A 12552-nucleotide genomic window follows, 5' to 3' on the forward strand; every position below is an offset into this window, starting at 1 on the left:
GGATGCCAGACGCGGCAGGGCGTTCGAGGTCGCGTCGTCCGCCGGGTGGAAGGCCAAACCGATCGGTTTCGTTTCCTCGACCACCGAGTTAGCCTCGCACCATGACGGCAGAGGCGAAGCGGACTTCCCGGGAACGGCTGATCGAGGCGGCGGCCGCACTCTCCTACCGCGAGGGCGTCAATGTCGGCGTCGAGGCTCTGTGCAAAGCGGCCGGGGTGTCCAAAAGGTCGATGTACCAGCTGTTCGAGAGCAAGGACGAACTCCTGGCGGCGAGCCTGGAAGGACAAGCCGCTTCCTACACGGCCCAGCTCCTGCCCGACATGAACGACGACCGGCCGCCCCGCGAGCGGATCCTGCATGTCTTCGGGCAGTTGGAGTCGCACTCGACCTTGCCGGAATTCCGGGGCTGCGCCTACCTGGCTGTTCAGATCGAACTCAAGGACGAGACGCATCCGGCGAGTCGGGTCGCCTGCCGGGTCAAGGGTGACCTGACGGCCTTCTTCCGTGCCGAGGCGGAGCAGGGCGGCGCGAGCGACCCGGATCTGCTGGCCCGGCAGCTGACCTTGGTCTTCGACGGCGCGAGCGCCCGCGCGGGAATCGGCGCCGAGAAGCTGGCAGGCCTCATCGCACCCACGGTGTCCACGCTGCTCGACGCGGCCGGCGTGCGCTGACGCCTGTCGCCTCTTCGAGCGGACCGAGGACCGCTCCGCTCTCCGACCGATGACACCCGCGTCGATGACGCCGACCAGGTACGAGGCGGCCCGCCGCCCGTGCGCGGAGCCCGACGCCGGTCCGCGTCCGCTCACTGTCCGCTCACTTCGGCGCGGTGCTGATCAAGCATGCCGCGCCCCGTGACCGACGCCCCATGACTTGCGGCAGGACTGCGCCTTGCACGCGGAAACCGATCGGTTTACAGTCTAGGAAACCGATCGGTTTTCTACTGTGGAGGCAATCATGACCGCACTCAAGGACGCAAGCGTCTTCGTCACCGGCGGCAGCCGTGGCATAGGCAAGGCACTGGTGGAGGAGCTCTACGCGCGCGGCGCGGGCAAGGTGTACGCCTCGGCCCGCGACCCCCGCACCGTGACGCATCCCGACGCCGTCCCGGTGGCGCTGGAGATCACCGACCCGGCTTCCGTGGCGGCGGCCGCCGCCCAGGCGGAGGACGTGACCGTGCTGATCAACAACGCGGGCGCCGTGGTCGGCGCGAACTTCCTCGACTCTCCGGTCGATGACGTTCGGCGGGAGTTCGAGACGAACTTCTACGGCCCGCTGCTGGTCACCCGCGCCTTCGCGCCGATCATCGAACGCAACGGCGGCGGACACATCCTCACCATGCACTCCGTGATGTCCTGGCTGGCCACCGGCTACTCCTACAGCGCCTCCAAGGCCGCGCTGTGGTCGCAGACCAACTCCCTGCGCCTGGAACTCCGGCCGCGCGGCATCGCTGTCACCGGACTTCACATGGCCTACGTGGACACGGACCTGGCCGCGGGCGTCGACGCGCCCAAGGCCGACCCGCGTGACATCGCGGTACTCGCCCTCGACGGCGTCGAGGCGGGAGCGCACGAGGTGCTCGGCGACGACATCACCCGACAGGTCAAGGCCGGTCTGGCCGGCGATCTGACGGGTCTGTACCCCCAGGTGGCCTAGGAACCACCGGTATACGCGGAAAGGAGCAGCAGGTGCAGGGATACGTCATGACGAAGTACGGGGACGCGAATGTCATGGAGCTGCGGGAGGTGCCCAAGCCCGTCCCGGGGCCTGGAGATCTCCTGATCCGTGTGCATGCGGCGGGACTGAACCCCGTGGACCACAAGCTGCGACAGGGCCAGTTGCGTTTGATCAACCGTTTGGCCCTCCCGGGTGTGGCCGGGTCTGAGCTGGCCGGCGTCGTGGAAGAGGTGGGCCCCGGCGTCGAGGATTTCGCGGTCGGCGACCGGGTGATGACCCGGGTCGACCCGAACCTGCTGGGGGCCTTCGCCACCTATGCAACCGTCTCGGCCGGCCTGGTGGCGCCGATGCCCGAGAAACTCGACTTCGAGCAGGCCGCAGGTCTACCCCTGGCTGGTCTGACGGCGCTTCAGGCGCTGCGTGACGAGATGAGGGTTCGGCCGGGGCAGCGGATCTTCATCTCAGGCGGCGCCGGAGGCGTGGGGACGCTCGCCATCCAGCTCGCCGTGTGGATGGGCGCGCACGTCACCACCACGGCCTCGTCCGCCGGCGAGGAGCTGGTGCGGTCGCTGGGCGCGGAGGACGTCATCGACTACAAGACCACTCGATTCAAGGACGTCCTGCATGACTTCGACGGAGCCTTTGACCTGATCGGTGGCCAGGATCTGACGGACAGCTTCGGCATCGTCAAGCCCGGTACGAAGGTCGTGTCCGTGGGAGGCGTACCCGAGCCCCTCACCGCCCGCAAGGACCTGGGTGCGGGCTTCGTCATCACCGCGATGTTCCAGGTGATGAGTGCGAAGCTGCGCCGTCAGGCCAAGGCCCACGACGTCGACTACCGCTTCCTGATGATGCGGCCCAGCGGAACGGACCTGCGTTTCCTCGCCGGTCTCGTCGACGAAGGGCACCTGCGGCCTGTCCTGGACCGGTCCTTCCCGCTCGAGCGGATAGCGGACGCCGTCGCCTACCTCGAGGGAGGCCGGGCCAAGGGCAAGGTCGTCGTACGGATGACCTGAGTGCCGCTCTCGTGCCGCGTACGGCGGTCGGATCCCGACGGCGACGGCCGACAGGGAGCATGAGGGCGGCGACACCGAGCGCGCGACTCGTCCGAGAGTTCGCCGAAGGTCAGGCACCGGACATCAAGCTCGCCGCCGACGACGACCTAATTGCAAGCGGCTTGGGTCCACCTGGCGAATGACTCGTCAACTTCGTTTTGCCTGTACCCGATCTGGTCGGCTGCAGGTCAGCACGGCCTCGCGCAACCAGCGATGGGCAGGATCATTGGCTCGCCGAACGTGCCACGCCTGCTGGTAGGCAAATCGCGGGAGGTCCAGGGGAGGTGTGAATTTCCGCAGGGTTCTGTGCCTCTGCATCGGCCCGACGGCTCTGCCGGCCACTGTCAGGATGAGATCCGTGCCCGCGAGCAGATCCACTGCGGCGCTCCAGTGGGGCAGGGTCACGGCGAGATGCCGCCGTAGTCCCCGCGCCGCCAGAGCGATCTCGATCTCGTCGTTCGCATCGGGGCGCAGGGCCAGCATGATGTGCGGCCGTTCCAGCCACTCCTCCAGCGACAGATCTCCTTGTGCGGGCAGTACCGCCTTGTCCGCGAGGCTGACAAACCCTTCCTGGAAGAGATCCTGGACTTCGATGCCCTCGGGCACGTGGGGAAAGATTCCCAGAGCGAGGTCGAGCTCGCCGTCCGTGAGCTGCGCCACCATCGCCTCCCGGCTGGCCTGACTGATCGCCAGGTCGAGGCCGGGTGCGCTGCTGCGGACATGGCGCACGAGCGGGGGCAGCACGATGCGCGAGGCGTAGTCCGACAGCGACAGCCTAAATCGCCTGCGCGTGAGTGCCGGATCGAAGCCCGGTGCCCTGAGCAGTTCGTTCAGACGGTTCAGGGCATCGTCCAGCGGCTGCACCAGAGCCTGAGCGCGAGCGGTGAGCACCATACGGCCGCCCTGCCGCACCAGCAGGGGATCACCGAACTGGGTTCGTAGTTGGGCGAGGGCGTGACTGACCGCCGGCTGGCTCTTGTTCAGCCGCGACGCGGCTCGCGTGACGTGCTTCTCGGCCAGCAAGGCATGCAGCGTCAGGAGCTGGTTGAGGTCGATCCGGCCGAGTTCATCCATGCCGCGAATAATAACCATGCATACAAAGCATTTCCATAAATGAGCCTGATGACAGATGGTCGAAGTGTCGATCAAATGCACGTCCACATCAGGGAAGACCAGAAATGACGAACGCAGACCAGGGCCTGAAGCTCTCCTACTCCGACGGCAGGCCGGCGACGATCGGCGTCGAGTCCGTCAATCAGGTGCTCGGCACCGTCGGCGTCCACGCCTGCCAGATCCCCGTTCCCGCCGGAGCTCATCCGATCCTGGAGGCCTCCGAGGTCCGGGCGCTTTCGGCAGAGGAACAGGCGGAGCTGATCTCGCTGTTCAGCCTGGACCGAGCGAAGCTCCTGGAGCACGTCGAACTGGCCGGCCGCACACCCGAAGCACCTGACGGCGGGTTCCTGAACCCCTCCGAGCACGACGTTCCTCCGTACCCGAAGGTGTACGACATGAAGACGATGGACGCCGCCGCCCGGCACGCTGTCCAGGCGCGCTTCGGCAGGCTTCACGTCAACACCTCCGACGACGGTGTCGGCATCGACGAAGTCATGACCGTCGTCTCCGGTGGCCCCATGACGTGGTTCTACCGGCTTCCCGGTGGAGTGGTCGCCAAGCTGTCGGTGGGCGCAGTGGGCATCGGCGACCCGGCCTGGCGGATCAGCTACCCCGGCATCCGGCCGCACGGCGCCTTCCTGGACGCCGGGCACGGCCTGATCGTGGCGTACGCCCACGGCCCGGAGAAGTTCGTCATGCGGTACGAGGCCCCGGGCTCGGAGGGTGCGGAGGCACTGGGGACGAACCCGTGGATCGACTTCAGTGGGAACGCGCCCCGGATGCTGCACCACGTGACCACGGCCTGAAGCGCGTTCGAGAGGGGTCGGCGGGCCACGACATCGCCCCCTTCTCGCCTTCGAGCCCCAGACCTCCGCCACAGGAAGAGCCATGTCCACCATCTCCGGGCCGGCCGCCACGCGCGCCCCCTCCGCCATGAGCGGATCCTCCCGTCATGTCCCCATCCTCTGGCTCGCGTTGCTCGCCACGCCGGTGGCCGCCGCCAACAACGCGTCCGTCCTGATCCTCGGCGACCTGAGCCGGTCGCTGGGGGTCACCACTGCCACCGCGTCGTGGCTGGTCACCGTGTTCGCGCTGGCCCTGGCGGTCGGGACACCGCTGATCGCGACGCTGCTGCGGCGCCGCGGCACACATACCGCGCTGTTGGTCAGTGCCGTGCTGGTCGCCGTGGGAACCGCTCTCGTGGCCGCCTCGCCCTGGCTGCCGGTCACCCTCGTCGGGCGCGCCGCGCAGGCTGCCGGCGGCGCGGGCATGATGGCCATCGCCATGAACCTGGCCGGCACCGCCCGGCGCATGGGCGTGATCAGCGCCGGCTCCGGAATGCTAGGGGCGGTGGGGCCGCTGCTCGGCGAGCGCCTCACCGACGCGGTTTCGTGGCGGGCGGCGCTGTCCGTCCTGGTGGTCACGCTCCTGGCCGTACCCGCGGTCGGCCGCCACACCACCACACAGGCGCCGTCGGCCGCGGGGCGTTTCGACACCCGGGGAGCACTGCTGCTGGCGATCCTGTCCAGCGGCCTGGTCCTGCTGCCGTCCAACCCGTTGCCCGCCCTGGCCGCGACGGGCGTCACGACCGTCCTCCTGGCCCTGCACGTCCGGCGCCGTCCGGAAGGCTACGTTCCAGCCGCTGCGCTGCGTTCCCCTGCCTTCCGCGGCTCCGTCCTGATCGCCCTCGTCCTGTCCGTGTCGTACTTCACCCTCCTGTTCGCGATCCCACGGCTGATCGCCGTCCGGGCCGGCTGGTCGACCGACTCGGTGGCCGCGGGCCAGATGATCGCCATGATCACCGGGTCCGTGTTCACCCTCGTCTTCGCAGCCGTCTCCTCGCGTCTGGGCCAGACCAAGGTGCGGGCGATCCTGCTGACGGTGGGGGCGGTCGCGACCGCGGCAGCTGTCCTCGCCCACAGCGCGGTGCTGCTCCTGGTGGCGATCGGACTCGCCGTGTTCAGCGCCACCGCCGCCAACGCCACCCAGTCCATGGCCGCCGCCTCCGCCGTCCCCGGCCCCCAACGCCCCACCGGCATCGGCCTGTTCCAGCTCAGCTACCTCATGGGCGGAGCCCTCGGCCCGGCCCTGGCGACCGTGCTGGTCCTGAGCTAGCCGCGTCTTCCCCGGTCAGTGCGCTTCCGGTCGCCGGCCGGAGCCCAGCCGCTGACGATGAATCACCGTGCGGTGCCACGCCGCTGCTTCGAAGGAAGCTTCAATCGCGCCCCGGCTCATCGCCGGGCCCGCACGTGGCGTGTGACGAGGGCCGTCGCGCACAGTGCGGTGACCGCGCCGCACATCAGGTGGACCTGGGTGGAGGCGGCGCCGAACGAGGCCGCCATGTTGCCGACGGTGCTGATGACCAGTACCAGCCACAGTGCCGTCCGTACGACTCCGCCTCCGATGACGCCGTCGCGGGTGATGCCGTCGCGGGTGGCGCCAACGCGGGTGGCGCCCGGTCCGGCCGGGCGCGGGCTCTCGGCTCCGCCGTCGAGGCGGTAGGGGTCCGTGGTCGTCATGGCTGTCCTCTTCGCAGTCTCGGATCGCTCCGGGCCCCGGCAGGGCCCGGCTGTCGTGCCACCGAGGCTATGGATCGGGGCCTCGGGCGGCCGAGCCCGCCAGCAGCCCGAGTGGGGGTACAGCAGGCTGTACCTCTACGCTCCTCATCGACGGCGAACCAATCTGCCAACCGGTGGCCGTGACCGGGTTGTTGGGGACGGAGAGGGAGTGGACGCATGCTGACCTCCAGCCGGCACGGCGGACGCGCGTCCGCCGAGGACGGGTCCGCCCCGTCCGGCGAGGACCGGGGGACGGAACGGCCTGGGGTCGGAGTCGGGGTTGTGCGGGCCGCCAATGCGGCCGGCGACGCGCTCGGCGAGCTCGTCACCGGACTCGGTACGGCCCTGCTCGCGCTCCTCGTCCTGATCTGGTCGGCCGTGACCGCCGTGACGTCCCTGGCGGGCGTCGGACTGCTCATGGCCCCGGCCGTCCTGCGCGCCCTGCACGCCCTCGCCGGCCGCGAACGCCGACGGCTCGGGCGGCGCGGCCCCGAAGTCATCGGCCCGGCCCCGGCGCCGACCCGGCTGAGACTCGCCCTCGTCGACCCGACCACCCGACGCGAGCTGCGCTGGCTGGTCCGCCACGCGTCGCTCGGCCTGTTCCTGGGGCTGTGCGCCGCGTTGCTCCCGGTGCTGGCCGTGCGCGACGTTGCCTTCCCGCTGTACTGGCGCCTGCTGCCGGAGGGCACGACCAGCACGTCCCTGGGCATCGGGGTCGCGGCGACGTGGGCCGACGCGCTCGCCGCCGGCCTCCTCGGGCTTGGCTGGACCGCCATCATCCTGGGCCTCACCCCCGGCATGGCACGACTCCAGGCCCACCCGGGACGCACCCTCCTCGCGGCCGGACCCGACACCGACCTGTCCCTGCGCGTCGCGGAACTCACCGCCACCCGGGCCGCCGCCCTGGACGCCCACGCGACCGAACTGCGGCGCATCGAACGCTCGTTGCACGACGGTACGCAAAACCGGCTCGTCACCGTCACCGTGCTGCTCGGCGCCGCCCGCCGAATGGTGGCCCGCGACCCGGCGGGCGCCGAGGAACTCCTCGAACGGGCCCAGAGCGCAGCCGAGCAGGCCCTGTCCGAGTTGCGTTCGGTCGCCCGAGGCATTCTGCCGCCCGTACTGGCCGACCGGGGCCTCGCCGGTGCGCTGACCGGGCTCGCCGCGAGTTGCCCGGTGCCCTGCACGATCGACGTCGAGGCACCCGAGCGGTGCGCGGCGTCCGTGGAGGCGACCGCCTACTTCGTGGTCGCGGAGACGCTGACGAACATCGCCAAGCACAGCGGGGCCCGGCAGGCATCGGTCACGGTCCGCAGCCGGGGCGGCCTGCTGTACCTGGACGTCACCGACGACGGCCGGGGCGGGGCAGAAGAGCCCGGCGGGTCCGGCGGGTCCGGGCTCACCGGCATCCGCAACCGGATCGCCGCCCACGACGGAACCCTCGAACTGGCCAGCCCGCCCGGCGGCCCGACGACCCTCAAGGTGGAACTGCCATGCGGATTGTGATTGCCGAGGACGACCCGCTGCTGCGGGAGGGGCTCGCGCTCCTGCTGCGTGCCGAGGGCCTGGACGTGGTGGCCACGGCCGGGACCGCCGACGGTGTCCTCGACGCCATCGACATCCACAGGCCGGAAGTCGCCATCCTCGACGTACGGATGCCGCCGACTCACACCGACGAGGGGATCGTCGCGGCGGTCGAGGCCCGGCGGCGGCGGCCGGATCTGGCGGTTCTCGTACTGTCCGCGTACGTCGAGCAGTCGTTCGCCACGGAGTTGCTGGTCGACGGGGTCACGGGGCTGGGCTATCTGCTCAAGGAGCGTGTCGGGCGGGTCGAGGAGTTCCTGGACGCGCTGGGCCGGGTGGCGGGCGGCGGTACGGCCATCGACCCGGAGGTGGTGGCGCAGCTCTTCACCCGCAGTCGGCAGGACACCCGTCTGGAGCGGCTCAGCCCGCGCGAGCGCGACGTGCTCGCCCTGATGGCGGAGGGCCTGGGCAACAGTGCCATCGCGGAACGGCTCGTTGTCACCGAGGGCGCCGTCCACAAGCACATCCGTAGCATCTTCGCCAAACTCGACCTGTCCCCCGCCGACCAGGTGGACCGGCGGGTCGCGGCGGTCCTGCGCTACCTCGACGACGTCCGCCTCCACTCCTGACGACCCGTCATGGACCTTGCGTCCACCGCTCGTGCCTGCCCCCTCGGCGCATGTCCGGCGGCGTGTGTGTCTTCCGCTCTCCGGCCTGGTCGGGGCCGGACGGTACAGCAGGCACTACCCGCACCCGGCGGAGTACACCCCCTGCGCATGACCCGCCTGCCTGATCGTTTCGAACAGCCGGAATCCCTAGCGTCGTGGTCACGCCGCGACGGCGGCACGGCCGAGACGACGCCCAAGGAGTCCGCGACTCATGAAACCCAAGCTCACTTCCCGTGTGGTGGCCACGACCCTGGTGACAGCGCTGGCAGGAATCGGCCTGATCCTGCCCGCGGCGGGCGCGACCGGTCCCGTGCACGGCACCGCGCATGACGCCGCGCATGGCCGAACGCACAGCGCGGCTCTGCGGTCCGGCGTGGACGCGATCATGAAGACGGGGACCGTCGCAGTCGTGGCGCAGTCGACGGGGCCGCGCGGCACCCGGTATGCGAACGGTGGGGTGGCCAACGAGGCGACAGGGGAGCTCGCACGCTCCGGTGACCGGTTCCGCATCGCGAGCACGACCAAGACGTTCGTCGCCACGGTGCTGCTGCAACTCGTCGGGGAGAGGCGCCTGTCGCTGGACGACAAGGTGGAGAGCCGACTGCCCGGGGTCGTCTCCGGCAACGGCAACGACGGCAAGGCCATCAGCGTGAGGCAGCTGCTCCAGCACACCAGCGGACTGCACGACTACACGGTGGACCTCCCCGAGTTGACCAGCAAGGCCGGCTACCTGGCCGACCGCTACACCACCTGGACCCCGGAGCAGCTGGTCGCCACCGCGATGCGGCACGCCCCGAACTTCGAGTCCGGCGAGGGCTGGAGCTACTCCAACACCAACTACATCCTGGCCGGAATGATCATCGAGAAGATCACCGGGAACAGCTGGAACCAGGAGGTCACTTCGCGCATCATCCGCCCGCTGGGCCTGCGCGACACCCTCGCCCCGACCACGCATCCGCGGATACCAGGCCGCCACCTGCACGGCTACTCCACCTTCGACGAACCGGGTCCGGCGCTCGACGTCACCGAGATCAACCCCTCCGCAGGAGGCGCGGCAGGGGCCATGATCAGCACGACGGCCGACCTGAGCCGCTTCTACCAGGCGCTCCTGGGCGGCCGGCTGCTGCGCCCGGCGCAGCTGGCGGAGATGAAGAGGACCGTGCGGGCCCCGGAGCTGGATCCCGCGTGGGCCGGTGTGCGCTACGGCCTCGGGCTGATGGAGATCCCGCTGTCCTGCGGCGGCGCCTACTACAGCCACGGCGGCGACATTGCCGGCTACACCACCCGCACCGGCGTGAGCGCGGACGGCCGCCGTGCCGTGGTCCTGAACTCGTCCGGCGACGGCTCCGCGGACTCCTCCACCCAGCGGGCCCAGAACGACCTGATCGACAGCGAGCTCTGCGCGTGAGAACCAGCTGACCAGCGGTGGCGGCATCCGAACCGGATGCCGCCATCGCTGCTTGGCCGCAGGCGCCGGCCTGCCGGCGGAAGACCCGGGTCCGGCACTGTGGGAGGCCGCCGTGACCCGCCTCCCGACCCGCAACCGTTTCACGCCGAGCCAATCGCGGACACGCCCCCGTCGAACGGGGCGGCAGCCTGCCGACCTGCGGGTAGGTAGTGCCTGCACTACCGCAGGTGGGCAGCAGATGGGTTGGTGACGGACCCTGCGTCCACAGGAACCTGGAGGCATGACGCGACGCAAGGCGGTACTCATTCCCTCGGTCCTCCTCTCCGTTGGCGCGCTTGCCCTCGCCACGCCGGCCATCGGATCCCCCGCACACCCCTCGTCCACCACCGTGTCGAAGACATCCCCTCTGTGGCAGCACCACGAGAGCGTGGTCGACGCCATCGACCGCAGCGCCCACACGTTGAGGACCACACAGCCCACGGGCTCTCTGCGGGACTTGGACGCCCTCGGCCGCATGATCAAGGACGCCGAGGTGGTGGGGCTGGGCGAAGCCACCCACGGTTCACGGGACTTCTTCCGCATGAAGCACCGAGTGTTCCGCTACCTGGTCGAGAAGAAGGGCTTCCGGTCCTTCTCCCTGGAACTGCCCTGGAGCAGCGGCGTGCGGCTCAACGAGTACGTGGTGCACGGGAAGGGCGACCTCGGCGAGATAGCCCGGGAGGAGTTCCAGGGCTCCTACCGGATCTGGAACAACCAGGACTACCGTGACCTCATCGTCTGGATGCGCGACTACAACCGCCAGCACCCCAGCGACCCGGTGCAGTTCATGGGCAACGACATGGGCTACGCCGGCCCGGAACTGTACGGGCGCGTCATCGACTACGTCTCCCGCACTTACCCGCAGTTGCTCGGACAGGTCACCGAGTTGTACCGCGGCCTGGCCCCGACCACAGACGCCGGCACCTACAGCGAGGAGTACCTCAAGCTGCCGCTCGACGAGCGCCAGGAGCGAGCCGAGCGGACCCGGAGGGTCTACGACCTCCTGCGCACACAGCACCCCGGCACCGGTGACAGGCAGGACCACGTGTGGATGGTGCAGCACGCCCTGGCGATCCACCAGATGGCCAAGGGCATGTCCTTCGACATCAACGACGAGGCCCAGATCGCGCAGATGATGAAGTACCGCGACCAGGTGATGGCCGAAAACGTGCAATGGTGGCGCCACCACACCGGTGACCGCACGCTGCTGTCGGCCCACAACACCCATGTGTCCTACGACTCGTTCGACGAGCGCTACCCCAAGACCCAGGGTGCCTTCCTGCACGACGCACTGGGCAGCGGCTACGTCAGCATCGGCTTCAGTTTCTACGAGGGTGCTTTCAAGGCGTTCGGCACGGACGACAACGTGATACGCACCTACCGCGTGGCCGGTGCCAAGCAGGGCTCCAACGAAGAGACCCTGGACAAGACCCGCCGCGAGGACTACATCCTCGACATGCGCACAGCCCCCAAGGCGGCACGCGCGTGGCTGGACACGGAACGTGCCACCTGGAACATCGGCGCCGGGTGGCCCGACCCCACGCAGTACACGGCCGCACTCGGCAGGGCCCACGACATCCTCATCCACCTCCACGACATCAAGGCCACCACCTACCTGGGCGCCCCCTGACCCTCCCCTCACCCCACCTCCATCGCGTGGACCGACAGCCTCACCTGCCACCCGGGCCATGGCGATGACGAATGCCCACCCCATGAGTGGTGTGCAAGCTGAGGGTCCCTGGCCGCGGGACTGGTGTGCGTGGGCATCGCCCCCCGCTGCCATTCTCACCGACAAGGACGTTGGTGGCGGGGCAGAAACCCCAGGTGGATTCCAATCAGCCATGTCCGTCACGGGCACGCCCTTTGCGAGGGACGCAGGTGCTCCTTCACCTTCGTCCGAATCGTGCGCGGAAGCGGAAGTTCCCGCGCTCAGGAATGTCGAGCGGCACCTGGACACATGCCACACGGGTCCCATCCCGCAACGGACAGACCGCATCCAACGGAGGCACGCATGCCAGACAACGCCCGACATGCCATCCCAGCCATCCCGAATCCGGTGACAGGAGACGGACCGCGGGAGCACCACATGCTGACCAGCCGGGAGCGTTCGCTGTAGCAGGCCAGGGCGGCGACGGACAATCGCCGGCGGGAGCGGCCCCGCACCCGCACGACGGGAGTGCGTCCGCTACGGGACCAGGTGCGGGCGGTCGGCGGCGCTCTGCGCCGGCGCTGCACCAAGCGGACGGTGACCCGCAGGTCAGAAACCAACGTCCGTAAGGGCGCTGCTGCCCGTGTGCGAGGGGGTGGCCTCCAGCGCCTCCTCGAACTGCTGCGAGGTGACACTTTCCTTCAGCTTGATCCGCATACTGTGGTAGATCAACGGACTCTCCGTCTGTCGGACGCTCCGCGGAATCGGCTCACTGCCCCGCTCAGCCCGTCCGCCTTCTCTTCAAGCTCCTCGGACGGGGCGTGTCGTGGTGTCAGCGTCGACGACGTCTCTGCCCGCCGCGCCA

Annotated in this window: 12 protein-coding genes; 9 read left to right on the forward strand and 3 right to left on the reverse strand. The window is 69.5% G+C overall.

All coding sequences use genetic code 11. From position 1 onward, the window contains the following. Positions 1 to 101 precede the first annotated feature (101 nt). From ACIBK5_RS02175 to ACIBK5_RS02185, 3 genes are all read left to right on the forward strand, one after another. Positions 102 to 671 (forward strand): TetR/AcrR family transcriptional regulator, encoded by a 570-nt coding sequence (locus tag ACIBK5_RS02175; protein ID WP_399015219.1) that lies wholly within the window; start codon positions 102 to 104, stop codon positions 669 to 671. 283 nt (positions 672 to 954) lie between these two features. Next, complete coding sequence (locus tag ACIBK5_RS02180; protein WP_399015221.1) at positions 955 to 1653, forward strand: SDR family oxidoreductase; 699 nt, start codon at positions 955 to 957, stop codon at positions 1651 to 1653. A gap of 32 nt (positions 1654 to 1685) precedes the next feature. After that, a complete protein-coding gene (locus tag ACIBK5_RS02185; protein WP_399015223.1) occupies positions 1686 to 2690 on the forward strand; it encodes an NADP-dependent oxidoreductase in 1005 nt (334 codons plus the stop codon). Positions 2691 to 2876: 186 nt separating this feature from the next. Here ACIBK5_RS02185 and ACIBK5_RS02190 read toward each other — a convergent pair whose 3' ends face one another. Continuing rightward, the gene (locus ACIBK5_RS02190) at positions 2877 to 3803 is read right to left on the reverse strand and encodes a LysR family transcriptional regulator (RefSeq protein WP_399015225.1); all 927 of its coding nucleotides are present in this window, start codon (positions 3801 to 3803) and stop codon (positions 2877 to 2879) included. A gap of 104 nt (positions 3804 to 3907) precedes the next feature. On the opposite strand from ACIBK5_RS02190, the gene ACIBK5_RS02195 reads away from it, so the two are divergent. After that, positions 3908 to 4648: a hypothetical protein gene (locus ACIBK5_RS02195; protein ID WP_399015227.1), complete on the forward strand. Its 741-nt coding sequence runs from the start codon at positions 3908 to 3910 to the stop codon at positions 4646 to 4648. 82 nt (positions 4649 to 4730) lie between these two features. Beyond that, the gene (locus ACIBK5_RS02200; protein ID WP_399015229.1) at positions 4731 to 5957 is read left to right on the forward strand and encodes an MFS transporter; all 1227 of its coding nucleotides are present in this window, start codon (positions 4731 to 4733) and stop codon (positions 5955 to 5957) included. Between the two features lie 116 nt (positions 5958 to 6073). Here the strand turns inward: ACIBK5_RS02200 and ACIBK5_RS02205 are convergent, their stop codons facing one another. Continuing rightward, positions 6074 to 6361, reverse strand: coding sequence for a hypothetical protein (locus tag ACIBK5_RS02205; protein ID WP_399015231.1), 288 nt, complete (start codon positions 6359 to 6361; stop codon positions 6074 to 6076). Positions 6362 to 6577: 216 nt separating this feature from the next. Here ACIBK5_RS02205 and ACIBK5_RS02210 point away from each other — a divergent pair, with 216 nt between their 5' ends. The 4 genes from ACIBK5_RS02210 (at position 6578) to ACIBK5_RS02225 (ending at position 11669) form a co-directional block, all read left to right on the forward strand. After that, entirely contained in the window at positions 6578 to 7906 is a 1329-nt protein-coding gene (locus ACIBK5_RS02210; RefSeq protein ID WP_399015233.1) for a sensor domain-containing protein, read from the forward strand. Beyond that, positions 7894 to 8553 (forward strand): response regulator, encoded by a 660-nt coding sequence (locus ACIBK5_RS02215; RefSeq protein WP_399015235.1) that lies wholly within the window; start codon positions 7894 to 7896, stop codon positions 8551 to 8553. The genes ACIBK5_RS02210 and ACIBK5_RS02215 overlap by 13 nt, the downstream gene beginning before the upstream one ends. 250 nt (positions 8554 to 8803) lie before the next feature. Then, positions 8804 to 10000 carry a serine hydrolase domain-containing protein gene (locus tag ACIBK5_RS02220; RefSeq protein ID WP_399015237.1) on the forward strand — a complete coding sequence of 399 codons (1197 nt, stop codon included), beginning with the start codon at positions 8804 to 8806 and terminating at the stop codon, positions 9998 to 10000. A gap of 280 nt (positions 10001 to 10280) precedes the next feature. Further along, positions 10281 to 11669, forward strand: a complete 1389-nt coding sequence (locus tag ACIBK5_RS02225) for an erythromycin esterase family protein (RefSeq protein ID WP_399015239.1) — start codon at positions 10281 to 10283, stop codon at positions 11667 to 11669. Between the two features lie 627 nt (positions 11670 to 12296). On the opposite strand, the gene ACIBK5_RS02230 is transcribed toward ACIBK5_RS02225, so the two are convergent. Beyond that, positions 12297 to 12419: a hypothetical protein gene (locus tag ACIBK5_RS02230; RefSeq protein WP_399015241.1), complete on the reverse strand. Its 123-nt coding sequence runs from the start codon at positions 12417 to 12419 to the stop codon at positions 12297 to 12299. Positions 12420 to 12552: the final 133 nt, after the last annotated feature.

This window comes from Streptomyces sp. NPDC050546 (assembly GCF_044457425.1).
Lineage (GTDB): Bacteria > Actinomycetota > Actinomycetes > Streptomycetales > Streptomycetaceae > Streptomyces.

What these genes read in the sequence shown, in the direction of transcription:
- ACIBK5_RS02175 (WP_399015219.1), top strand. Translation starts at nt 102, where the DNA reads ATGACGGCAGAGGCGAAGCGGACTTCCCGGGAACGGCTGATCGAGGCG.
- ACIBK5_RS02180 (WP_399015221.1), top strand. Translation starts at nt 955, where the DNA reads ATGACCGCACTCAAGGACGCAAGCGTCTTCGTCACCGGCGGCAGCCGT.
- ACIBK5_RS02190 (WP_399015225.1), bottom strand. Translation starts at nt 3,803, where the DNA reads ATGGATGAACTCGGCCGGATCGACCTCAACCAGCTCCTGACGCTGCAT.
- ACIBK5_RS02195 (WP_399015227.1), top strand. Translation starts at nt 3,908, where the DNA reads ATGACGAACGCAGACCAGGGCCTGAAGCTCTCCTACTCCGACGGCAGG.
- ACIBK5_RS02200 (WP_399015229.1), top strand. Translation starts at nt 4,731, where the DNA reads ATGTCCACCATCTCCGGGCCGGCCGCCACGCGCGCCCCCTCCGCCATG.
- ACIBK5_RS02205 (WP_399015231.1), bottom strand. Translation starts at nt 6,361, where the DNA reads ATGACGACCACGGACCCCTACCGCCTCGACGGCGGAGCCGAGAGCCCG.
- ACIBK5_RS02210 (WP_399015233.1), top strand. Translation starts at nt 6,578, where the DNA reads ATGCTGACCTCCAGCCGGCACGGCGGACGCGCGTCCGCCGAGGACGGG.
- ACIBK5_RS02215 (WP_399015235.1), top strand. Translation starts at nt 7,894, where the DNA reads ATGCGGATTGTGATTGCCGAGGACGACCCGCTGCTGCGGGAGGGGCTC.
- ACIBK5_RS02220 (WP_399015237.1), top strand. Translation starts at nt 8,804, where the DNA reads ATGAAACCCAAGCTCACTTCCCGTGTGGTGGCCACGACCCTGGTGACA.
- ACIBK5_RS02225 (WP_399015239.1), top strand. Translation starts at nt 10,281, where the DNA reads ATGACGCGACGCAAGGCGGTACTCATTCCCTCGGTCCTCCTCTCCGTT.